This is a genomic window from Streptomyces sp. NPDC017225, assembly GCF_044331465.1.
In the GTDB taxonomy this organism is placed as follows: Bacteria; Actinomycetota; Actinomycetes; order Streptomycetales; family Streptomycetaceae; genus Streptomyces.
The window spans coordinates 218,892-239,133 of sequence record NZ_JBIRNE010000012.1; the positions used below are offsets into that span (position 1 = coordinate 218,892).

At 72.2% G+C, this 20,242-nt stretch carries 22 protein-coding genes; 13 read left to right on the top strand and 9 right to left on the bottom strand.

Annotated features, from left to right (window positions below; genetic code table 11):
• Nucleotides 1–31: 31 nt before the first annotated feature.
• Nucleotides 32–1,171 (bottom strand): endo-1,4-beta-xylanase, encoded by a 1,140-nt coding sequence (locus ACH4NX_RS25580; protein ID WP_398128693.1) that lies wholly within the window; start codon nt 1,169–1,171, stop codon nt 32–34.
• 156 nt (nt 1,172–1,327) lie between these two features.
• Between ACH4NX_RS25580 and ACH4NX_RS25585 the strand changes: the two genes are divergently transcribed.
• Nucleotides 1,328–2,572, top strand: a complete 1,245-nt coding sequence (locus tag ACH4NX_RS25585) for a cytochrome P450 (protein ID WP_398128692.1) — start codon at nt 1,328–1,330, stop codon at nt 2,570–2,572.
• Here ACH4NX_RS25585 and ACH4NX_RS25590 read toward each other — a convergent pair.
• The 3 genes from ACH4NX_RS25590 to ACH4NX_RS25600 all read right to left on the bottom strand — a co-directional run bounded on the left by ACH4NX_RS25590 (nt 2,555) and on the right by ACH4NX_RS25600 (nt 5,484).
• The gene (locus ACH4NX_RS25590; protein WP_351387127.1) at nt 2,555–2,773 is read right to left on the bottom strand and encodes a hypothetical protein; all 219 of its coding nucleotides are present in this window, start codon (nt 2,771–2,773) and stop codon (nt 2,555–2,557) included. The genes ACH4NX_RS25585 and ACH4NX_RS25590 overlap by 18 nt on opposite strands.
• Before the next feature lie 150 nt (nt 2,774–2,923).
• Nucleotides 2,924–4,531 (bottom strand): ABC transporter permease, encoded by a 1,608-nt coding sequence (locus ACH4NX_RS25595; protein WP_398128691.1) that lies wholly within the window; start codon nt 4,529–4,531, stop codon nt 2,924–2,926.
• The gene (locus ACH4NX_RS25600) at nt 4,528–5,484 is read right to left on the bottom strand and encodes an ABC transporter ATP-binding protein (protein WP_351387121.1); all 957 of its coding nucleotides are present in this window, start codon (nt 5,482–5,484) and stop codon (nt 4,528–4,530) included. Before ACH4NX_RS25600 ends, ACH4NX_RS25595 begins: the two co-directional genes overlap by 4 nt.
• Before the next feature lie 74 nt (nt 5,485–5,558).
• Here ACH4NX_RS25600 and ACH4NX_RS25605 point away from each other — a divergent pair, with 74 nt between their 5' ends.
• Nucleotides 5,559–6,056, top strand: coding sequence for a MarR family transcriptional regulator (locus tag ACH4NX_RS25605; RefSeq protein ID WP_351387120.1), 498 nt, complete (start codon nt 5,559–5,561; stop codon nt 6,054–6,056).
• Between the two features lie 136 nt (nt 6,057–6,192).
• Here the strand turns inward: ACH4NX_RS25605 and ACH4NX_RS25610 are convergent, their stop codons facing one another.
• Nucleotides 6,193–7,110 carry a diacylglycerol kinase family protein gene (locus tag ACH4NX_RS25610; protein ID WP_398128690.1) on the bottom strand — a complete coding sequence of 306 codons (918 nt, stop codon included), beginning with the start codon at nt 7,108–7,110 and terminating at the stop codon, nt 6,193–6,195.
• 185 nt (nt 7,111–7,295) lie between these two features.
• Between ACH4NX_RS25610 and ACH4NX_RS25615 the strand changes: the two genes are divergently transcribed.
• The 5 genes from ACH4NX_RS25615 to ACH4NX_RS25635 all read left to right on the top strand — a co-directional run bounded on the left by ACH4NX_RS25615 (nt 7,296) and on the right by ACH4NX_RS25635 (nt 10,889).
• Nucleotides 7,296–8,579 (top strand): adenylosuccinate synthase, encoded by a 1,284-nt coding sequence (locus tag ACH4NX_RS25615; RefSeq protein WP_351387117.1) that lies wholly within the window; start codon nt 7,296–7,298, stop codon nt 8,577–8,579.
• Nucleotides 8,580–8,711: 132 nt separating this feature from the next.
• Entirely contained in the window at nt 8,712–9,200 is a 489-nt protein-coding gene (locus ACH4NX_RS25620) for a DUF3515 family protein (RefSeq protein ID WP_398128689.1), read from the top strand.
• A 54-nt stretch (nt 9,201–9,254) separates the two neighbouring features.
• Nucleotides 9,255–9,479 (top strand): hypothetical protein, encoded by a 225-nt coding sequence (locus ACH4NX_RS25625; protein WP_398128688.1) that lies wholly within the window; start codon nt 9,255–9,257, stop codon nt 9,477–9,479.
• Between the two features lie 191 nt (nt 9,480–9,670).
• On the top strand, nt 9,671–10,552 hold the full coding sequence (locus tag ACH4NX_RS25630) for a sigma-70 family RNA polymerase sigma factor (RefSeq protein WP_351387729.1): 882 nt from the start codon (nt 9,671–9,673) through the stop codon (nt 10,550–10,552).
• A gap of 46 nt (nt 10,553–10,598) precedes the next feature.
• Nucleotides 10,599–10,889 (top strand): hypothetical protein, encoded by a 291-nt coding sequence (locus ACH4NX_RS25635; RefSeq protein ID WP_351387114.1) that lies wholly within the window; start codon nt 10,599–10,601, stop codon nt 10,887–10,889.
• Here the strand turns inward: ACH4NX_RS25635 and ACH4NX_RS25640 are convergent.
• The 3 genes from ACH4NX_RS25640 to ACH4NX_RS25650 all read right to left on the bottom strand — a co-directional run bounded on the left by ACH4NX_RS25640 (nt 10,882) and on the right by ACH4NX_RS25650 (nt 13,905).
• The gene (locus tag ACH4NX_RS25640) at nt 10,882–11,532 is read right to left on the bottom strand and encodes a hypothetical protein (RefSeq protein WP_351387113.1); all 651 of its coding nucleotides are present in this window, start codon (nt 11,530–11,532) and stop codon (nt 10,882–10,884) included. The genes ACH4NX_RS25635 and ACH4NX_RS25640 overlap by 8 nt on opposite strands.
• Nucleotides 11,533–11,665: 133 nt before the next feature.
• Entirely contained in the window at nt 11,666–12,367 is a 702-nt protein-coding gene (locus ACH4NX_RS25645) for a GntR family transcriptional regulator (protein ID WP_351387110.1), read from the bottom strand.
• A gap of 182 nt (nt 12,368–12,549) precedes the next feature.
• Nucleotides 12,550–13,905, bottom strand: coding sequence for an aspartate aminotransferase family protein (locus ACH4NX_RS25650; protein ID WP_351387108.1), 1,356 nt, complete (start codon nt 13,903–13,905; stop codon nt 12,550–12,552).
• A 209-nt stretch (nt 13,906–14,114) separates the two neighbouring features.
• On the opposite strand from ACH4NX_RS25650, the gene ACH4NX_RS25655 reads away from it, so the two are divergent.
• The 3 genes from ACH4NX_RS25655 to ACH4NX_RS25665 all read left to right on the top strand — a co-directional run bounded on the left by ACH4NX_RS25655 (nt 14,115) and on the right by ACH4NX_RS25665 (nt 17,164).
• Nucleotides 14,115–14,726, top strand: coding sequence for a type 1 glutamine amidotransferase family protein (locus ACH4NX_RS25655; protein ID WP_398128687.1), 612 nt, complete (start codon nt 14,115–14,117; stop codon nt 14,724–14,726).
• Nucleotides 14,723–15,187, top strand: coding sequence for a helix-turn-helix domain-containing protein (locus ACH4NX_RS25660; RefSeq protein ID WP_351387102.1), 465 nt, complete (start codon nt 14,723–14,725; stop codon nt 15,185–15,187). The genes ACH4NX_RS25655 and ACH4NX_RS25660 overlap by 4 nt, the downstream gene beginning before the upstream one ends.
• An 87-nt stretch (nt 15,188–15,274) precedes the next feature.
• Nucleotides 15,275–17,164, top strand: a complete 1,890-nt coding sequence (locus tag ACH4NX_RS25665) for a serine/threonine-protein kinase (RefSeq protein WP_398128686.1) — start codon at nt 15,275–15,277, stop codon at nt 17,162–17,164.
• 176 nt (nt 17,165–17,340) lie between these two features.
• On the opposite strand, the gene ACH4NX_RS25670 is transcribed toward ACH4NX_RS25665, so the two are convergent.
• Complete coding sequence (locus ACH4NX_RS25670) at nt 17,341–18,099, bottom strand: SLATT domain-containing protein (protein ID WP_398128685.1); 759 nt, start codon at nt 18,097–18,099, stop codon at nt 17,341–17,343.
• A gap of 272 nt (nt 18,100–18,371) precedes the next feature.
• Here ACH4NX_RS25670 and ACH4NX_RS25675 point away from each other — a divergent pair, with 272 nt between their 5' ends.
• From ACH4NX_RS25675 to ACH4NX_RS25685, 3 genes are all read left to right on the top strand, one after another.
• On the top strand, nt 18,372–18,716 hold the full coding sequence (locus tag ACH4NX_RS25675; RefSeq protein WP_398128787.1) for a YbaB/EbfC family nucleoid-associated protein: 345 nt from the start codon (nt 18,372–18,374) through the stop codon (nt 18,714–18,716).
• An 85-nt stretch (nt 18,717–18,801) separates the two neighbouring features.
• Nucleotides 18,802–19,401 carry a recombination mediator RecR gene (recR, locus tag ACH4NX_RS25680; protein WP_279564150.1) on the top strand — a complete coding sequence of 200 codons (600 nt, stop codon included), beginning with the start codon at nt 18,802–18,804 and terminating at the stop codon, nt 19,399–19,401.
• A complete protein-coding gene (locus ACH4NX_RS25685) occupies nt 19,394–20,053 on the top strand; it encodes a DUF5063 domain-containing protein (protein WP_351387095.1) in 660 nt (219 codons plus the stop codon). Before recR ends, ACH4NX_RS25685 begins: the two co-directional genes overlap by 8 nt.
• The last annotated feature ends 189 nt before the right edge of the window (nt 20,054–20,242 follow it).

The window sequence follows — 20,242 nt, forward strand, 5'->3', positions numbered from 1 at the left end:
GGACACGGCGGACGTGGCGGACAGGCGGGCGTCAGTGCTTGTGGGCCGCTGCCCTCAGGGTGTGACGCAGGGCGTGGAAGGCGGGCTTGCGGTCGAAGTCGTCGGTCATGACCGTCGCGTGGCCCTCACCCTCGAAGAACACCGGCACCCATGAGTACTTGTCGGTGAAGCCCCAGATCGTGAACGAGTTGCAGTCCTCGACGGCCAGGCACGCCGACAGGGCCCGCTGGTAGTAGTCGGCCTGCTGCTTCTGCTGCGCCGCGGTGGGCTCACCGCCGGCCGGCACGTCCATCCGTACGTCCAGCTCGGTGACGGCGGTTTCCAGGCCCAGCGCGTCGAAGCGCTCGAGGTTCGTCTCCAGGTCCGCAGGGAAGCCGTACCGCGTGCTCAGGTGCGCCTGTACGGAGAATCCGTCCACCGGCACGCCCTGCTGGAGCAGTTCCTGGGTGAGGGCGTAGTAGGCGTCGCTCTTGGCGTTGACGCTCTCGACGCCGTAGTCGTTGAAGAACAGCTTCGCCTCGGGGTCGGCCTCGTGCACCCAGCGGAAGGCGTCCGCGACGATGCCCGGGCCGAGTTCGCGGATCCAGATGTTGTCCTGCGTGCGGAGCTTGCCCTGGTCGTCGAAGATCTCGTTCGCGACGTCCCACTGCTGGATCCGTCCGGCGTACCGGCCGACGACGGTGGTGATGTGCTCGCGCAGGATCGCGCGCAGTTCCTCGTCGGAGAAGTCGCCCTGCTCCAGCCACTGCAGGTTCTGGCTGTGCCACAGCAGCGTGTGACCGCGTACGACCTGGCGGTTGCGCTCGGCGAAGTCGACGATGGCGTCCGCCGCCGCGAAGTCGTACCGGTCGCGCTCGGGGTGGATGAACTCCCACTTCATCTGGTTCTCGGGGGACACCGAGTTGAACTGGCGCCCGAGGACCTTCCGGTACTTCCTGTCCGAGGTGAACGGGTCCGGGTAGTCCTGCTCCAGGTGGTGGCCGCCGCCCGCCACGGCGGTGCCCACGTAGAAGCCGTCGGGGGCGGCCTCGCGCAGCCGGTCGAACTTGGCGTGGGAGTGCGGTGCGGGGTGCCGGCCGGAGGACGGGTCGGCCGTGGCGGTTCCCGCGACGAGCGGCAGGGTCAGGGCGGCGGTGGCGAGGGCCACGGTGGCGAAACGAACGGATCTCATGCGGGGAGTCTCATTCCGTCGTGCTCCGAAAGTTTCGGAGACGTTTCCGAAACATTGGCAAGGAAGCTAGGACTCCGGCGGCGCGAGGTCAAGACCCGTGCACACGGGCGGGCGGCACTCTGGGCACAGGGCCGGTCGAGGTCCTACTGTCCGTCCATGACGGCTGCATCCGGTCCCGTATCCGACTCCGCACCCGACCGCGCGTTCGACCCGTGGGACCCGGCGTTCGTCGCCGACCCGTACCCCGCCTTCGCCGAGCTGCGGGCCCGGGGGCGCGTGCTCTACTACGAGCCGACCGACCAGTGGCTGGTCCCGCACCACGCGGACGTGTCGGCGCTGCTGCGCGACCGCCGCCTCGGCCGGACCTACCAGCACCGCTTCACGCACGAGGACTTCGGCCGCACCCCGCCCCCGCCGGAGCAGGAGCCCTTCCACACGCTCAACGATCACGGGATGCTCGACCTGGAGCCGCCGGACCACACCCGTATCCGGCGTCTGGTGTCGAAGGCCTTCACGCCGCGCACGGTGGAGCGGCTGAAGCCGTACGTGCACGGGCTGGCGGACGACCTGGTGTCCCGGCTGGTGGCGGACGGCGGCGGCGACCTGCTGCGCGACGTGGCCGAACCGCTCCCGGTCGCCGTGATCGCGCAGATGCTGGGCATCCCGGAGCCGGACCGGGCCCCGCTGCGCCCCTGGTCGGCGGAGATCTGCGGGATGTACGAGCTGAACCCGTCCGAGGAGACGGCGGCGAAGGCGGTGCGCGCGTCGGTCGACTTCTCGGAGTACCTGCGCGGCCTGATCGCGGCCCGCCGCGAGGAACCGGGCGACGACCTGATCTCGGGCCTGATCGCGGCCCACGACGAGGACGACGACCGGCTCACCGAGCAGGAGATGATCTCGACCTGCGTCCTGCTCCTGAACGCCGGTCACGAGGCCACGGTGAACGCCACGGTCAACGGATGGTGGGCGCTGTTCCGCAACCCGGACCAGCTCGCCGCCCTCCGTGCGGACCACTCGCTGGTCCCCTCCGCCGTGGAGGAGCTGATGCGCTACGACACCCCGCTCCAGCTCTTCGAACGCTGGGTGCTGGACGAGATCGAGATCGACGGGACGACCGTCCCCCGGGGCGCGGAGGTGGCGATGCTGTTCGGCTCCGCCAACCACGACCCGGCGGTCTTCACCGCCCCGGACCGCCTCGACCTCGCCCGTCGCGACAACCCCCACATATCCTTCAGCGCCGGCGTCCACTACTGCATCGGCGCCCCGCTGGCCCGCATCGAACTCGCGGCGTCCATGACGTCCCTGCTGACGCGTGCCCCGGCGCTGCGGTTGGCGGCGGAACCGGAGCGGAGGCCGAACTTCGTGATGCGAGGGCTGACGGAGCTACGAGTGGAGCTCTGAGCGCCGGTGCCGGCGCCGTCCGAGCAGCCGGGCGCCCAGGGCCCAGACCACGGCGGGCACGACGGCTCCGGCGAGGAAGACGAAGGGCAGCTCGGTGTAGAGGACGCCGAGGTCCATGCCGTTGTTCTCGAACCCGTTGCCGAGGTGCCGTTGGGTACGGCTGGAGACGCCCCAGGCGAGCACGGCCCCCGCGGCCCCCACCGCCGAAACCCCACAGCCACCGCACGTCACCGCATCCCGAGTCATACCTACCGTGACGCCCTCACCCCCTCTCCGGGTTCCCCCAGCGGAGGCAGCGGCAACGGCACAGGCGACGGCAGCGGCAGACAGCAGGCCACCCCGGCCACCGGGTCACGTCGCCACGTCCCGGCGCCGCAGCCCGGCCAGCCCCGCCGCCACCAGCACCACCGCGAGCGACGTGAGCACCAGCACCGGCGCCCAGCTCATCTCCGCACCCGGCAACTTCGGCAGATGCCCGAACGGTGACACGTCCAGCACGGCCCGCGGCACGTCCAGCGCCGGCCCGACCCACCCGAGCAACAGCACCGCGCCCGCGACCCCCCACGCGGCCACCGCGCCCCGGGGCAGTACCCCGTGCAGCAGCACCGCCGCCCCGCCGATCACCCACACCGCCGGCAACTGCACCAGACACGCGCCCAGGATCGCCCCGGCGTCCCGGCCGTACCCGAGCGCGAAGCCCAGGCCCGCGAGCAGCATGATGAGCGCCGCGCCGCCGAAGGCGATCACCAGGTGCCCCGCTGCCCACCGCAGTCGGCCCACCGCGCCCGCGAGCACCGGCTCCGCCCGCCCGGAGGTCTCCTCGCCGTTCAGCCGCAGCACCGACGCGACGACGTACAGCGCGGCGATCAGCCCGAGCATCCCGACCATCGCCGACACGAACGCGTCGGTCAGCCCGGCCTGCCCGCCCATCCGCTCGATGATCCGGCGGGCCTGCTCGTTGTCCCCGACCAGATCGGCCGCGCCCTCGGTCATCGAGCCGTAGACGACCCCGGCGAGGAGGAAACCGAGGCTCCAGCCGCACACGCTGCCCCGCTGCAACCGCCAGGCCAGCGCACCGGCCGTGCGCAGGCGCCCGGCGGCCGGCCCGGGCCGGGTCGGCAGGAAGCTCATGCCGAGGTCCCGGCGGCCGGCCAGCTCGTAGGCCACCGCACCCTGCACCGCCGCCGCGCCGGCGATCAGCGGCAGCACCCACCACCGCTCGGCCGCGAAGGCCCGAAGGTTCTCCAGCCAGCCCAGCGGAGACAACCACGTCAGTACGGAGGAGCCGTCGGCCGTCGCCGAGTCGCCCGCCGCGCGCAGTACGAAGGCCCCGCCCAGCACGGCCGCCGTCAGTCCCCGGGCCAGCCGGGCGCTCTCGGTCAGCTGCGCCACGATCGCCGCCATCGTGGCGAAGAGCATCCCGACGCCCGCGATCCCGAGCCCGAGGGCCACCGCGCCGGCCACCCCCTGCGCGGCCAGCCCGGCGACCACCAGCAGCGCCAGGACGCCGTTGGCGACGGCCGCCGTGAGCAGGGCCGCCGTCAGTGCGGCGCGGCGGCCGACCATCCCGGAGGCGACCACCTCCTGCCGGCCGCTCTCCTCCTCGTCGCGGGTGTGCCGTACGACGATCAGCAGGCTCATCACGGCGGCGAGCGCGGCGGCGTACACACCTACGCGCCAGGCCGTGAGCGCGCCGAGGGAGTCGTCGAAGACGGGGCCGACCATCGCCCGCAGGGAGGCGTTGGTCTCCATCTGCCGCACCAGGTCGGCGCGTTCGGCGGCGGTGCCGTACAGGCCCTTGAGGGTGCCGGGCATGGAGAGCACCATGAGCGCGTTGACCGTGACCCAGACCGGGAGCATCATCCGGTCGCGGCGCAGGGCGAAGCGCAGCAGCGTGCCGGTGCCGGCCAGTTGGCGCGAGCCGCCGGTCCGTGCCCCGAAGGAGGCCGCGGCGGTCATCGGGCCGTCACCTCGTCCGCGGCCCCCGTGGCGCCCGTCGCACCCATGGCATCCGTGGCACCGGTCGCCTCGGCCGCCTGGTAGTGCCGCATGAACAGCTCCTCCAGCGTCGGCGGCGTCGACGTCAGCGACCGCACACCCGACTCGCTCAGGGAGCGGAGTACGGCGTCCAGCTTGTCCGTGTCGGCCTGGAACCTGACCCGGTGGCCCCGGACGTCCAGGTCGTGTACGCCGGGCAGCAGTCCCAGCCCGCCCGGGGGCCCCGCGAGTTCGGCGGTCACGCTGGTCCGCGTCAGGTGGCGCAGGTCGGCCAGCGAGCCGCTCTCGACGGTCCGCCCCTTGCGGATGATGCTGACCCGGTCGCACAACTCCTCGACCTCGCTGAGGATGTGGGAGGAGAGCAGGACCGTCCGTCCGCGCTCGCGTTCCTCGGCCACACACCGCTGGAAGACCTCCTCCATCAGCGGGTCCAGCCCGGAGGTGGGCTCGTCGAGGATCAGCAGGTCGACGTCGGAGGCGAAGGCGGCGACGAGCGCGACCTTCTGCCGGTTGCCCTTGGAGTACGTGCGGCCCTTCTTGGTCGGGTCGAGTTCGAACCGCTCGACCAGTTCCGTCCGCCGCCGGGTGTCCAGCCCTCCCCGCAGCCGGCCGTAGAGGTCGATGACCTCACCGCCGGAGAGGTTGCGCCACAGCGTCACGTCGCCGGGGACGTACGCGATCCGGCGGTGCGCCTCCACCGCGTCCGCCCACGGGTCACGGCCGAGTACCTGCGAGGCGCCCGAGTCGGCGCGCAACAGGCCGAGCAGGACGCGGATGGTGGTGGACTTGCCGGCGCCGTTGGGGCCCAGGAAGCCGTGTACCTCGCCGGTCTCGACCTCCAGGTCGAGCCCGTCCAGCGCGCGCGTCCGGCCGAACGACTTGTGGAGGCCGGAGACGCTGATTGCCTTCGTCATGATTACGAACGTACGCTGGCTTCAGAAACTTGTGAAGATAAGAAACCGTCAGGATGGTGAGAGATGATCGAACGATGACGGAAGCAACGACATCAGGGCGCGACCCCGAGGCGGTGTCGAGGTTCGTGGAGGGCTTCGCGGCCCAGCTCGTCGAGGCCGGGATGCAGCGCATGCCGGCCCGGGTCTTCGCCGCGCTGCTGGCCTCGGACTCGGGCTCGCTGACCTCCGCGGAACTGGGCGAACAGCTCCGGGTCAGCCCTGCCGCCGTCTCCGGCGCCGTGCGCTACCTCTCGCAGCAGCACATGGTCTCGCGCGAGCGCGAACCCGGCTCGCGCAAGGAGAGGTACCGGGTGCACAGCAACCAGTGGTACGAGGCACTCACCAACCGCGAGGCCGTCCTCAAGCGGTGGGAGAGCGCGCTGAGCGAGGGTGTCGCCAGCCTCGGCGCCGAGACCCCGGCGGGCCGCCGCATGGCCGAAACGCTTGCCTTCTTCGAGTTCGTCGACGAGGAGGTCGCGGCCATGATGGAGCGCTGGCGGGTGCGGCGGGAGGAGCGGTTCCGGCGGGGCTGAGGGGGATCGGGGAGAACGCGCTTCGAGAGCGTACTCGGGGTAAGACCTCGACGTCGTGGAGCTGGCGTGCGAGCAGCTTCGGCCGTATCTCCCCAAGGATCACCGGATCACCGGATCACCGGATCGGCTGACCTCGCTACCCCGCCGGCAGCGTCAGTCCCCAGGCCCCCTCCCGCACCGTCCACGTCCGCGTCCCCACCGGCCCCGACACCACCGCGTCGGCCCGGTACCGGAAGTGCGCCCCCGACACGGTCACCGTCCGTCCGCTCGCCGTGAGCGGTGACGCCTCCGCGCCCACCGACAGCGGCCGCACCTCCACCACGGCCAGCCCGCCCGCGCCCGGCATCACCGACACCGCCTCGACCGGCTGGTCCAGGTCCACCAGCGTCACCCCGTCGACCTCCACCCGCAGCCGGGCCGGACCGGACGAGCCCGGAGTCGCGACGCCCCGGGCCGGCCGCGAGGACGCCAGCGTCCGTACGAGCGACTGGCAGGTCCGAAGCCAGGAGTACGCCGACACCGACCCCGAACCGGAAGCCGGCGGTCCCGCGCCCGCTCCCGCCCCCGAGCCCGGCCCCACGCCGTCGTGCGCCGCGACCGGCGGAATCCCCACCGCCCCCAGCACCACCCCGTCACTGTCGTCGACGAGCAGGTCCAGGCGTCGTTCCGCCCCGTCCAGCACCGCCCGCGCCGCCGCCACCGCGCCCGACGGCAGTCCGAGCGACCGGGTGAGGCCCAGCGCCGACCCCACCGGCACCACCGAGAGCGCGCATCCCGCCAGCTCACGCTGCCGGTGCAGCAGGCCGACGGCCCGCAGCAGCGCGCGGTCGTCACCGATCACGACGGGCCGCCGCGAGCCGCGTCGCCGCAGCGCCCGGGCGAACTCCTCCGGGCTGTCCGGCAGACATACCTTCGTGCTCGCGGCACCCGCGCTGAGCACGTCTTTCGCGATCCGGACGGATTCTCCGTCCGCCCGCCGGGCGACCGGATCGATGACCACCAGAAGCTGATCGGGCGTCGCGGAGGACCTCGCGGAAGTCGCCACCTCGGCCATGCCTCGCTTCCTCGGGTAGCATCTTTGTGCAAGAGCCCCTTGCGCTATTGCGCCAGGGGTTTCGTCTATTCCGGGGCATCCGGTCCGACGGTTGGCGGCCAACGACGGTCGCGGTGCACGTGGCGAAAAATCGCCGCGCACGCCCTCGACCATGGACATGCCCCGCCCGGAAGGGGTGTACGCGCGTGCCCGCACTTGTGCTGCTCGGTGCTCAGTGGGGTGACGAAGGCAAGGGAAAGGCGACGGACCTGCTCGGTGGCTCCGTCGACTATGTGGTGCGCTACCAGGGCGGCAACAACGCCGGCCACACGGTAGTCGTGGGCGATCAGAAGTACGCCCTTCACCTGCTCCCTTCCGGAATCCTGTCTCCCGGTTGTACGCCGGTCATCGGTAACGGCGTCGTCGTCGACCCGTCGGTCCTGTTCTCCGAGCTGAGCGGGCTGAACGAGCGAGGCGTCGACACGTCCAAGCTCCTGATCAGCGGAAACGCGCACATCATCACGCCGTACAACGTGACCGTCGACAAGGTGACGGAACGCTTCCTCGGCAAGCGCAAGATCGGCACCACCGGGCGCGGCATCGGCCCGACCTACGCCGACAAGATCAACCGCGTCGGCATCCGCGTCCAGGACCTCTACGACGAGTCGATCCTCACCCAGAAGGTCGAGGCCGCGCTCGACGCCAAGAACCAGATGCTCACCAAGCTCTACAACCGGCGCGCGATCGCCGTCGGCCAGGTGGTCGAGGAGCTGCTGGGCTACGCGGACAAGCTCCGCCCGTACGTCGCCGACACCGTCCTGGTCCTCAACCAGGCCCTCGACGACGACAAGGTGGTCCTCTTCGAGGGCGGCCAGGGCACGCTGCTGGACATCGACCACGGCACGTACCCCTTCGTCACCTCGTCGAACCCGACCGCGGGCGGCGCCTGCACCGGCGCCGGCGTGGGTCCGACGAAGATCAGCCGGGTCATCGGCATCCTCAAGGCGTACACGACCCGTGTCGGCGCGGGACCGTTCCCGACCGAGCTCTTCGACGAGGACGGCGAGGCCCTGCGCCGCATCGGTGGCGAGCGGGGTGTGACGACCGGCCGTGACCGCCGCTGCGGCTGGTTCGACGCGGTGATCGCCCGTTACGCGACCCGGGTCAACGGCCTCACGGACTTCTTCCTCACCAAGCTCGACGTCCTGACCGGCTGGGAGCAGATCCCGGTCTGCGTGGCGTACGAGATCGACGGCAAGCGCGTCGAGGAGCTGCCGTACTCGCAGTCCGACTTCCACCACGCGAAGCCGGTCTACGAGATGCTGCCGGGCTGGAGCGAGGACATCAGCAAGGCGAAGACCTTCGCCGAGCTGCCGAAGAACGCGCAGGCGTACGTCAAGGCGCTGGAGGAGATGTCCGGCGCCCCGATCTCCGCGATCGGCGTGGGCCCGGGCCGGGACGAGACGATCGAGATCAACTCGTTCCTGTAGAGAACCGCGGGCCGACACCGGCGGCCGGGGCCCCGAGCGGGGTCCCGGCCGTCAGTCTTCTCGGGGACGGATACGCTGGCCGGTGCCGGCAGCGGCAGCGAACGGACAGCGCGGAGCGGATCGGATCGGAACATGCGGAAGCCCACCACCCGGATGTGGATCTGGCTGACCGTGGCGGTCGTCGCCGTGACCGGAGGTCTCCTCTACGTCGACAGCCACCGCGTCTCCGCCGCCCCGCACGCGGACGACGCCAAGTGCGACAAGGTCGTCTCCCGCCTCCCGGACGACATACCCGGCGCGTCGCGCGACTGGGCCCTCGGTGACGGCGTCGCCTCCTGGGGCGGCCAGAAGGGGGTGTTCCGCTGCGGAGCCGAGGAGCTGCCGCCGAACATCAACCTCTGCGTCACGGCCGACGGTGTCGACTGGGTCCTGGACGAGGAGCGGCTGGAGCGCGACGGCGTGAGTGTCCTGCGGACGTACGGCCGCTCACCGGCCGTGGAGTTCACGTACTCCGGTCCGCGCGAGGAAGTGGGCGGCATCCTCGCCACGCTGGACCCCGCCGTGAAGTGGATCCCGCAGGAGCGGAAGTGCGTCGGCCTGCAGGACGCCACCGTCCTGTAGCCGTTCGGCCCCCTCCGCCGGGCGCCGGCGTGAGGCGTGGGGTCGGATCGGGGCATGACCGACCGTGAGAGCGGGGGCGTGTCCGAGCGTGACCGCGCCGCGTTCTGCCAGGGCCCGTACGGCGGCGTGACCGACGAGGGGGCCTGCGGCGACCCGGCCCGCTTCGAGGTCGTCCGGCATCTGCGGGCGCCGCTGCGGGTGTGCCCCGTACATCTGGGGCCGTGCCTGCTGCTGGCGGACGGGGTGCTGTGGCCGCCGGAGATCCGCCTGATCCGGTGAGCGCTCGCGGGGGTTCGGGGTCGCCGGGAGTGGTTCACTTGGGTGACCTCGGGCGGCTCCCGGCCCCTGGGACCAAGGACGCGGAAGGAAGCCGTACGGTGCCCGGACGATCCGACGACCGCCCCGACGCCCGACTCGTCAGCCGACAGGGCGGCCGATCCGATGGCCGATCCGACGGCCGATCCGACGAGATGGCTCGGCGGTTCGAGCAGGACCGGCCCCGGCTGCGGGCGGTCGCGTACCGGATCCTCGGCTCTCTCGGCGAGGCCGACGACGCCCTCCAGGACGCCTGGCTGCGCGCCGACCGCGCGGACACCTCCGACGTGGAGAACCCCTCCGGCTGGCTCACCACGGTCGTGGCCCGGGTCTGCCTCAACCTGCTCCGCTCCCGGGACACACGTCGCGAGGAGCCCCTGGACGACGGGACGGGCCGGGGGCCGGTCGGTGGGGCGCCGCTGTCCGGCGGGCACTCCGTCGCCGATCCGGAGGAGGAGGCGCAGCTCGCCGAGTCCGTCGGTATCGCGCTGCTGATCGTCCTGGACACCCTGGGGCCCGCCGAGCGGCTCGCGTTCGTCCTGCACGACATGTTCGACGTGCCCTTCGACGACATCGCCGCGATGCTCGAGAAGACGCCCGCGGCCACCCGCCAGCTGGCCAGCCGCGCCCGCCGCCGGGTCAGGGGCGTCCCCGCGTCCGACGCCGACCTGCCCCGCCGGCGCCGCGCGGTCGACGCGTATCTGGCGGCCACGCGCTGCGGCGACTTCGACGCGCTGCTCTCCCTGCTCCACCCGGACGTCGTCCTGAGCGCCGACGCGGCGGTCGTTCCGACGCCCGAGCCCATCACCGTCCGCGGTGTGGAGCGGGTGGCCAGGGGAGCGATGGCCTCGATGGGCCGGGCCCGCTGCGCCGGTGTCGTCCTGGTCGACGGCCGGGCGGGCATGGCGATGTCCGAGAACGGCCGGCTGCGCGTGGTGCTCCGCTTCACCTTCGCGGAGGACGGCCTCATCACCGGCATCGATGTGATCGCGGAGCCGGAACACCTGAACAAACTGGACATCGCGGGCATAAGCTGAGGTCGTACACGCCGCGTCGGCAGAGGAAGCGGAGAAGGTGAGTGCGATGCGCGTGCTGCTCAAGGCGACGCTGGACACGGAGAAGGCGAACGAGGCCATCCGCAGCGGGAAGTTGCCCGAACTGATCAACCAGACGCTCGACCATCTCAAGCCGGAGGCCGCCTACTTCGGTCCTCTCGGCGGCCGGCGGACGGCCCTCATGGTCTTCGACATGCAGGACAGTTCGGAGCTGCCGCCCACCGGTGAGCCGTTCTTCACCCAGCTGAACGCCGAGGTCGAGGTGTCCCCGATCATGAACGCGGACGATCTGCGGAAGGGGCTCTCCCGGCTCAGCTGAAGACGATCATCGATCCCTGTGCCAGGCTCCGCGTGGCCGCCGTGTGCAGGCCCAGCCACACATGGCGTTCCCGGGCGAAGGGGCTGGAGTCGTACGGCGCGGGAACGGCCGGCTCCTCCAGTTCCGTCGGGGCGAGCGGTGGCCGTGGTGCTGCCGGGGGGTTGGCCGGATCGATGCCCAGGGCCGGGGCGACGGTCTCCAGCTCCCGCAGCAGGGCGTGCGAGGAGCCCAAGGGGCCGCCTCCTGCCAGGAGTTCGTCGCTGGAGAGCGGGTGCGGGAAGTCGACGGGAACGTAGGCGCCCGCGTGGTCGTAGTGCCAGACCAGGTGCGACTGCTGGGCCGTCGCCTCGAACATCTCCAGCAACTGCTCGTAGTCGCCGCCGAGTTCGTCGACCGGCGTCACCGGCAGCCCGCACACCTGGAGCAGGTAGGACCGGCGCAGGAAGTGCAGCGCGTCGTAGTCGAACCCGGCCACCGGGGCGACCTCGCCGGAGAGCCCCGGCATGTACTGGTACACCGGTACCGGTGGCAGCCCGGCCTCGGCGAGCACCTTGTCGTATTGCGCGAGTTCTTCGGCGAACGGGTTGTCCGGCGTGTGGCACAAGACGTCGACGAGCGGTACCAGCCACAGGTCACAGGCCAAAAGAGGGCTCCTCACACAGCACAGTGGTCAGCGAAGGGAAGCGTAGTCGGTACGCGTTGCGTGCAGTTCCCATACCCATCTGGGGCCGGACCACGACACGACGGGCGTTGGTCATCCGCCCGGCGTGCACCGGTCATCCGCCGGCGAGCCGCTCGATGAGGGCGAGCGAGTGGGCGTTGTACGCGTCGACGAGCGAGCGCGCGGCCGGGGCGTCGCGACGGGCGAGGGCGTCGACCAGCTCGGTGTGCCCGGACCACAGCGCGCCGCGCAGATCGCTGAGCCGGCGCAGGTGCTGCACCGTGCACACCCAGCTCTGCACGCGCAGCCGGTGCAGGAAGTCGGAGAGGTAGCGGTTGCCGAACAGGACGGCCAGCTCGCGCCAGAACCGCAGGTCGTAGCCGATGAGGATGGTCAGGTCGCCGGCCGCGGCGGCGCGCTGTGCCTCCTCGCCGCGCCGTCGGACGCCCGCGAGGGCGGCGGCGATCCGCGGGTCGTCCGGGTCCGGGCCGCCCCGGCGGTCGTCGATGAGGACGAGGAACATCCCGTCGGTGACGAGGCCGCGGGCCGCGATCATGCCGCGGAAGTCGTCGACCGAGTACTCGTGCACGCGGAAGCCGCGGTGATGGTCGGCGTCGAGCAGCCCCTGCGCGGACAGGTCGACCAGTGCCTCGCGCACGGGCGTCGCGGAGACCCCGTACTGCTCGGCGATCTCCTTGACCGTGAACTCCTGCCCCGGCTGGAGCCGCCCGGCCAGCACCTCGTCGCGGAGCGCGTCGGCGATCTGCTGTCGCAGGGTGCTGCGCGTGACGGCACCGGTGCCGCTGGGGCCGGGCATGATCGGGCGTCTCCTCGTGGCGTCCGGGTGGCGTGCTCGTCCACACGTCTGTGGCGTGCTCGTACACATGTCTACCGTGTACGAGCACGCCACCTTACGCGCTCGGGTCCCTCCCGCTGCCCGCGAGCGGGCAGGCCCCGCTCGGGCAGGCCCCGCTCGGGCAGGTCCCGCTCGGGCAGGTCCTACTCGGTGTACTCGTCCGCCACGGACAGCGCCGTGTCCAGGACCGCCAGGCCCTCCTTCAGTTCGGCCTCGGAGATGTTGCACGGCGGCACGACGTGGGTCCGGTTCATGTTCACGAACGGCCATACGCCGTGGACCTTGGCGGAGGCGGCGAACGCGGACATCGGGGTGGCGGCCTGCCCGGTGGCGTTGTAGGGGACCAGCGGTTCGCGGGTCTCCCGGTCGCGTACCAGTTCCAGTGCCCAGAACATGCCGGTGCCGCGCACCTCGCCCACGCTCGGGTGGCGTTCGGCCAGATCCCGCAGCGCCGGTTCGACGACATCGGTCCCGAGCCGGGCGGCGTGCTCGACGATGCCCTCCTCCGCCATGACGTTGATCGTGGCGACGGCCGCGGCACAGGCCAGCGGGTGCCCGGAGTAGGTCAGCCCGCCGGGGTAGGGCCGCTCGGCGAACGTCTCGGCGATCCGCGCGGAGATCGCGACGCCGCCCAGCGGGACGTAGCCCGAGTTCACGCCCTTGGCGAAGGTCATCAGGTCGGGCACGACGTCGTACAGGTCCGCCGCGAACCACGTGCCGGTCCGGCCGAACCCGGCCATGACCTCGTCGAGCACGAAGACGATCCCGTACTTGTCGCAGATCTCGCGGACCCCGGCCAGGTAACCGGCCGGCGGCGTCATGATCCCCGCCGTGCCCGGGATCGTCTCCAGGATGACCGCGGCGACCGTCCCAGGGCCCTCGAAGGCGATCGTCGTCTCCAGGTGCTCCAGCGCCCGCGCGCACTCCTGCTCCTCGGTCTCGGCGTAGAAGCGCGAGCGGTAGAGGAAGGGCGCCCAGAAGTGCACGGCACCGGCCGTGCCGCTGTCCGAGGCCCAGCGGCGCGGGTCGCCGGTGAGGTTGATCGCCTGCTGGGTGCCGCCGTGGTACGAGCGGTACGCCGACAGCACCTTCGGCCGCCCGGTGTGCAGCCGGGCCATGCGCACGGCGTGCTCCACGGCGTCCGCGCCGGCGTTGGTGAAGAAGATCTTGTCCAGGTCGCCGGGTGTCCGTTCGGCGATCAGCCGGGCCGCCTCCGAGCGCGCCTCGATGGCGAACGCGGGCGCGAAGGTGGTCATCCTCGCCGCCTGCTCCTGGATCGCGGCGACGACCTTGGGGTGCTGGTAGCCGATGTTGGTGTAGACGAGCCCGCTGGCGAAGTCGAGGTAGCGCTTGCCTTCGTAGTCCCAGAAGTACGACCCCTCGGCGCCGGCGACGGCGAGCGGGTCGATGAGCTCCTGCGCGGACCAGGAGTGGAAGACGTGCGCGCGGTCCGCGGCCTTCACGGCGGCGCCGGCCTGGGGATGGGGCTGAGGGGTCATGCGGCCGAGGGTAGATGTCCGCGATGCGGAAACGGAATCGGCGTCCTGTCTGCGGTCGGGGGCTTTCCACGACAGGTTGTCGACGGGGCGGGGCGTACCGGGAGGAGGCCGGGCACGAGGACTGTTGACAGGAGGCTGTCGAAATGACAGTCTTCTGTCATACGGCCGGGCGTGCACACCACGCCCGCACCTCACCCGCTGGAGGATTCATGAACGGCACCCGCAAGCCCGTCCACCTCGCCGTGTACGACACCCTGGCCGACTGGGAGACCGGCCACGCGACGGCTCACCTGGCCCGCGCCGGATACCCGGTCCGTACCGTCGGTCCCACCACCGACTCCGTCACGAGCATCGGCGGTCTGCGCGTCCAGCCGGACCTGGCTCTGGCCGGCCTGCGTCCCGAGGACAGCTCCCTGCTGGTCCTCCCGGGCGCCGACCTCTGGGACGCGGGCGACGACCTCGCCCCCTTCGCCCGTACCGCTCGTTCCTTCCTGGACGCGGGGGTGCCCGTCGCCGCCATCTGCGGCGCCACCGCCGGGCTGGCCCGCGAGGGTCTGCTCGACGACCGCGCGCACACCAGTGCCATCTCCTTCTACCTGGCGGCGACCGGCTACGCGGGCGGCGAGCGGTACGTGGAGGCCGACGCGGTCACCGACGGCGGCCTGGTCACCGCCGGGCCCACCGAGCCGGTCGCCTTCGCCCGGGAGATCCTCGGGTTGCTCGGGGTGTACGAGGGTGAGGTGCTGGACGCCTGGTACCGGCTGTTCCACGACTCCGACCCGCAGGCGTACGCCGTGCTGGAGAAGGCGGGCGCCGCGTGAGCCGGGAGCGTCAGGACCTGCTCAGCCGCGGCGCCCTCGGCGTCTTCAGGCTGGGCGGCCAGTTCCTCGCGGTGGCCGAGGAACTGGCCCGCCCCGCCGGGCTCACCGCGGCGTGGTGGCAGGTGCTCGGCGCGGTGCTGCGCGAGCCGCTGCCCGTCTCCGGCGTCGCGCGGGCGATGGGCATCACCCGGCAGAGCGTGCAGCGCATCGCCGATCTCCTGGTGGAGCGCGGCCTCGCCGAGTACCGGCCCAACCCGGCCCACCGCCGTGCCAAGCTCCTCGCGCCGACCCAGGCGGGCCGCGCGGCCGTCTCCCGCATCGGCCCCGGGCACGCCGCCCTCGCCGACCGGCTGGCCGAGGCCTACGGGTCCGAGGCGGAACTCGCCGCGGCGGTCGAGGCACTCGAACGCCTGTCGAAGGCGCTGGACGCTCTCGGCGACCCGCCTGTTACGGAACCGTAGAACCGGACCGGCTCACCGCACGGTCGCCCCGCACTATCTTGGGTCTGTTGCCACGTGGATTCACGTGCGGGGGGAAGGCGGCGCGACATGGAGAAGCTCGGGGGCGGGGACCCGAGGCAGATCGGGGTCTACCGGCTGCTGGCGCGGCTCGGTGCGGGCGGTATGGGCCAGGTCTATCTGGCCCGCTCGGACCGCGGACGCACGGTCGCCGTCAAGCTGGTGCGCGAGGAACTGGCCGCGCGGGAGGAGTTCCGGGCGCGGTTCCGGCAGGAGGTCGCCTCCGCGCGGCGGGTCGGCGGGTACTGGACGGCGCCCGTGCTGGACGCCGACACCGAGGCCGCCGTCCCGTGGGTCGCCACCGGGTACGTCGCGGGCCCCAGCCTCCAGCAGGTCGTCGGGCACGACCACGGAGCCCTGCCGGAGCGGTCGGTACGGACCCTGGGCGCGGGTCTCGCCCACGCGCTCCAGGACATCCACGCCGCCGGGATCGTGCACCGCGACCTCAAGCCGTCCAACGTGCTCGTCACCATCGACGGCCCCCGGGTCATCGACTTCGGTATCGCGCGGGCCCTGGAGACGGTCACCGACGGCGGACTCACCCGCACCGGCGCGCTGGTCGGCTCGCCCGGGTTCATGGCGCCCGAGCAGGTGCGCGGCGACCGCATCACGCCCGCGTGCGACGTCTTCTGCCTCGGCTCGATCCTCGCCTACGCCACCACCGGCGAGCTGCCCTTCGGCACCGCCAACAGCGGCGTGCACGCCCTGATGTTCCGCATCGCCCAGGAGGAACCGGACCTGGACGGTGTGCCCGAGGGCATCGCCGACCTCGTACGCGACTGCCTGAAGAAGGACCCCGCCGCCCGCCCCGGCCTCGCCGAGGTCCTCGAGCGCACCGGCGCGCAGGACACGGTGGCCGAAGGCCGTTCCCGCGACCCCTGGCTGCCCGGCGCGCTGGTGGCCCAGCTGGGCCGGCACGCGGTACGGCTGCTGGACACGGAGAACCCGGAGGCCCCGGAGCACCCGGAGACGCCGGGCGCGGCGGAAGCGGCGGAAGCGGCCGAGCCGCAGCCGGCCGCCCCGAACCCGCCCCCGGCCGCCCATCCCTCCGCTCCTTCCGTGGAGCGGGAACCGGCCGAAGGCCCGCCACCCCCGCGCGAGCCGGGAAGTGACAGCGGCGCCCCGCTGGACCACCTCCCCACACTCGTCGCGGGCCAGAGCCCCCCGACACCCCCGCCCGCCCACGGTTACGCCCCGGCCCCGACCCCGGCCTGGACCGCGCCCCCGGGGTACCACCCGCCGTACGGCGGCCCCGGCTCGACCCCGCCCTATGGCCCTCCGCCCTACGGACCCCGGCCGTACGGCTCGCCGCCGCCCGAGCAGCCCCGAAGAGGCCGTTCCACCGCGCTGCTGATCGTGGTCGCCCTGGTCGTCGCGCTGGGCGCCGGAGGATCGGTCTACGCCCTGATGAGCGGGGACGACGACGGTGGCGACCGGGCCGGCGGCGGCGACCGGACCAGCACCGCCACGGCCGGCGCGCCGCAGGACCCGGACCCCGGTACGGACGGCCCGGCGCCGACGACCGAGGCCGGCCAGCCCACGACGCCCAGCTCGTCGCCGACCCAGGACGGCACGATCCCGACGGAGTACCTGGGCACCTGGGCGACGACCATCGACAACGCGTCCGGCGTCCATCCCCGGCGGCTGACCATCCAGCAGGGCGACGTGGGCGACACGGTCCTGTCGCTCGTCGCCGACGGCCCCTCCGGCAACGGCTCCTACCACTGCGTCTTCGAGGCCGACCTGACCGGCGCGCCGGGCCCCGACGGCCCCCTGAACCTCGGCCCTTCCAGGGTGACGGTGGGCCCCTCCGCCTCCTGCACCCCGGGCGATCCCACCCGGGTCACCCTCCTGCCGAACGGCACCCTGGCACGTACCAACACCAGCGACGGCGAAACACTGACCTACCGACGCCAGTAGCAGCGTCGCGCGGTGCCGCGCCGTGCCGGGCAGTCGTGCCTCCCCCAGTGACTGAACGGCCTGGGAGGCACCCGGTCAGCGCCGGGCCGCGCGACCCACCCCCGGCCCGCACCCACGCCGGGCGCCAGAAACGCCGAGCACCGCACCCACCGCAGTCCGCAGTCCGGAGCCCACGATCACCGCGGCTCAGGCGGCCGCTGCCGAGGCATGTTCGGCCGAGCCCCGTTGGGCGCCATCGAGAAGCGCCCGGGCCCCCCGCCCCCCGCCTCCGAGGCCCGCCCCGCCCCGCCGGCGACCCCCGACTGCAACCCCAGTGGCGCGGCCCCGGTCCGGAAGTCCACCATCCAGTCCGCCGTCTCCGCCCGCACCAGCTCCGTCACGTCCTCCGAGAACCGGCGCAGCACCAGCAGACACCGGTCGGCCGCCTCGCTCGCCGTCCCGTCGGCCGGTCCCAGCACCTCCCGCACGCTCTCCGACGCCCAGTCGAACTGGAGCGCCTGAAGCCGCCGCTGCACCGCCTGAGCCGTGGCCACGTCCCGCATCCACCCGGACGTCACCCCGAAATACCGGTCGGCGGCCACGCACGCCACCCCGATCAGCAGCGCCAGGTACCCCCAGGGGGCGGCCCCGCCCACCATCCCGGACATGTCCAGCAACGGCAGCGCCGCCCCGGCGACCGCCCCCGTCGCCGCCCCGCCCCGCAGCGCCATGGCGCTCCGTCGCTTCCACACCCGGTCCGCCAGGTACCAGGCCGCCGTGTCCAGCGCGCCCCGCTCCACCCACCTGTACAGCTCGTCCAGCCGTTCCGCGGGCAGCGCCCAGTCCCCGAGTGGAAACGCCCGCCCGGTGAGGTCGCCCGGCCGTGGCCCGGCCGCCCCCTCACCGCCCCGCCCGTCGTGGGGCGGCCCCTCGGGCTGCATGTCCGGCTGACCCACCCGGCACTCCCTACTGCTCACCGTCCGTGAAGACCTCGAAGCCCGAAGTCCTGAGGACCTCATGCGCCGGAATCCTTCCTACCGCCCAATGGGTGGCGAAAACCTGGGTTACGTCGCTTTTCCATCCGGAAGAGGGCGTTGATCAGGTATAGGACTGTCCCGGCATCACTCGAAAGAGTGCTGGAGCGAGGGCCGCGCGGACCACGTAGGCTCGTGCCGAACGGCAAAATCCCGCGGTGACCCCGCGGCGACAGCGGCGACAGGAGCTGAACGTGATCCCCGGTGGTGGCCAGCCCAACATGCAGCAGCTGCTTCAGCAGGCGCAGAAGATGCAGCAGGACCTCGCCCAGGCCCAGGAGGAACTGGCGAGGACCGAGGTCGACGGCCAGGCGGGCGGCGGCCTGGTCAAGGCCACGGTCACCGGCTCCGGCGAGCTGCGCGGCCTCGTGATCGACCCGAAGGCGGTGGACCCGGAGGACGCCGAGACCCTCGCCGACCTGGTCGTCGCGGCGGTCCAGGCGGCCAACGAGAACGCGCGGAACCTCCAGCAGCAGAAGCTCGGCCCGCTCGCCCAGGGCATGGGCGGCGGCAGCGGCATCCCGGGCCTGCCTTTCTGAGTACGACTCCCCGTTCGGCTTTCTCAGACCGGCCCGAGCCCTCTACCGTACGTAGTGCAGGAACATCAGGAAGGACGGCAGTCCGTTGTACGAAGGCGTGGTCCAGGACCTCATCGACGAACTCGGGCGGCTGCCCGGCGTCGGTCCCAAGAGCGCGCAGCGGATCGCCTTCCACATCCTCCAGGCGGAACCGACCGACGTACGGCGGCTCGCCCAGACCCTCATGGAAGTGAAGGCCAAGGTCCGCTTCTGCGCGACCTGTGGGAACGTCGCGCAGGAAGAGCAGTGCAACATCTGCCGTGACGCGCGTCGCGACCCGTCCGTCATCTGTGTGGTGGAGGAGCCGAAGGACGTCGTGGCCATCGAGCGCACCCGCGAGTTCCGCGGGCGCTACCACGTGCTCGGCGGCGCGATCAGCCCGATCGACGGAGTCGGCCCGGACGACCTCCGCATCCGCGAACTGCTCGCCCGCCTGGCGGACGGCGCGGTCACGGAGCTGATCCTGGCCACGGACCCGAATCTGGAGGGCGAGGCCACGGCCACGTACCTCGCCCGCATGATCAAGCCCATGGGCCTCAAGGTCACCCGCCTGGCCAGCGGCCTCCCGGTGGGCGGCGACCTGGAATACGCGGACGAGGTGACCCTCGGCCGCGCCTTCGAGGGGAGACGACTCCTAGATGTCTGACGCCACTCTGCACGCGACCGACCAGAACCCGGACGACTTCGCGGTCCAGATCGCGGACCAGATCGAGAGCTTCCTGGTCGCCGTGACCGAGGTCGCCAAGGGCGACGAACCGGACTCGGCGGTCCCCTTCCTGCTCCTGGAGGTCTCCCAGCTCATGCTGGCCGGCGGCCGCCTGGGCGCCCACGAGGACATCGTCCCCGACGAGCGCTACGAGCCCGACCCGGGTCCGGAACTCGACGTGGACGACCTCCGCGAGAACCTCGCCCGCCTCCTCGAACCGATCGACGTCTACTCCGAGGTCTTCGACCCCTACGAGCCGCGCAAGGCTCCCGTCCCGGCCCGTATCTCCGACGACCTCACCGATGTCATCACCGACCTCCGTCACGGCATGGTCCACTACAAGGCGGGACGCACCACGGAGGCCCTGTGGTGGTGGCAGTTCTCCTACTTCTCCAACTGGGGCTCCACGGCCTCCGCGACCCTGCGCGCCCTCCAGTCGGTCGTCGCCCACGTCCGCCTGAACCAGCCCCTGGAGGAACTGGACGGCCTCGACACCGACCAGGACCTCGGCGACGAGGTCTTGGAGACGGAGGCCGGCCGGGTCATGGTGGAGGAGATCGCGGGCCCGCTGGGCCTGCGCCCGGTCAGGTGACGCGGTCCTTTTCCGGCGGGCTGGGGGCAGGTGCTGTGCTGAAAAGCGTGAACTGACGGCCGTAAATGTCCTCGGGGCGCTCGGATGAGCGGTGCGAGGACAGCGGGGCCGAATCGTTCACGCTTTTTGGGTGGGGGTACTGCTTGGGGAGGAGTTGCGCCTCCTCAGCCACCGGCCCCGACTCGCGGC

What these genes read in the sequence shown, in the direction of transcription:
- ACH4NX_RS25625 (WP_398128688.1), top strand. Translation starts at nt 9,255, where the DNA reads ATGACCGACCGTGAGAGCGGGGGCGTGTCCGAGCGTGACCGCGCCGCG.
- ACH4NX_RS25605 (WP_351387120.1), top strand. Translation starts at nt 5,559, where the DNA reads ATGACGGAAGCAACGACATCAGGGCGCGACCCCGAGGCGGTGTCGAGG.
- ACH4NX_RS25650 (WP_351387108.1), bottom strand. Translation starts at nt 13,905, where the DNA reads ATGACCCCTCAGCCCCATCCCCAGGCCGGCGCCGCCGTGAAGGCCGCG.
- ACH4NX_RS25635 (WP_351387114.1), top strand. Translation starts at nt 10,599, where the DNA reads ATGCGCGTGCTGCTCAAGGCGACGCTGGACACGGAGAAGGCGAACGAG.
- ACH4NX_RS25595 (WP_398128691.1), bottom strand. Translation starts at nt 4,531, where the DNA reads ATGACCGCCGCGGCCTCCTTCGGGGCACGGACCGGCGGCTCGCGCCAA.
- ACH4NX_RS25620 (WP_398128689.1), top strand. Translation starts at nt 8,712, where the DNA reads ATGCGGAAGCCCACCACCCGGATGTGGATCTGGCTGACCGTGGCGGTC.
- ACH4NX_RS25665 (WP_398128686.1), top strand. Translation starts at nt 15,275, where the DNA reads ATGGAGAAGCTCGGGGGCGGGGACCCGAGGCAGATCGGGGTCTACCGG.
- ACH4NX_RS25600 (WP_351387121.1), bottom strand. Translation starts at nt 5,484, where the DNA reads ATGACGAAGGCAATCAGCGTCTCCGGCCTCCACAAGTCGTTCGGCCGG.
- ACH4NX_RS25580 (WP_398128693.1), bottom strand. Translation starts at nt 1,171, where the DNA reads ATGAGATCCGTTCGTTTCGCCACCGTGGCCCTCGCCACCGCCGCCCTG.
- ACH4NX_RS25685 (WP_351387095.1), top strand. Translation starts at nt 19,394, where the DNA reads ATGTCTGACGCCACTCTGCACGCGACCGACCAGAACCCGGACGACTTC.
- ACH4NX_RS25630 (WP_351387729.1), top strand. Translation starts at nt 9,671, where the DNA reads ATGGCTCGGCGGTTCGAGCAGGACCGGCCCCGGCTGCGGGCGGTCGCG.
- ACH4NX_RS25610 (WP_398128690.1), bottom strand. Translation starts at nt 7,110, where the DNA reads ATGGCCGAGGTGGCGACTTCCGCGAGGTCCTCCGCGACGCCCGATCAG.
- ACH4NX_RS25645 (WP_351387110.1), bottom strand. Translation starts at nt 12,367, where the DNA reads ATGCCCGGCCCCAGCGGCACCGGTGCCGTCACGCGCAGCACCCTGCGA.
- ACH4NX_RS25585 (WP_398128692.1), top strand. Translation starts at nt 1,328, where the DNA reads ATGACGGCTGCATCCGGTCCCGTATCCGACTCCGCACCCGACCGCGCG.
- ACH4NX_RS25655 (WP_398128687.1), top strand. Translation starts at nt 14,115, where the DNA reads ATGAACGGCACCCGCAAGCCCGTCCACCTCGCCGTGTACGACACCCTG.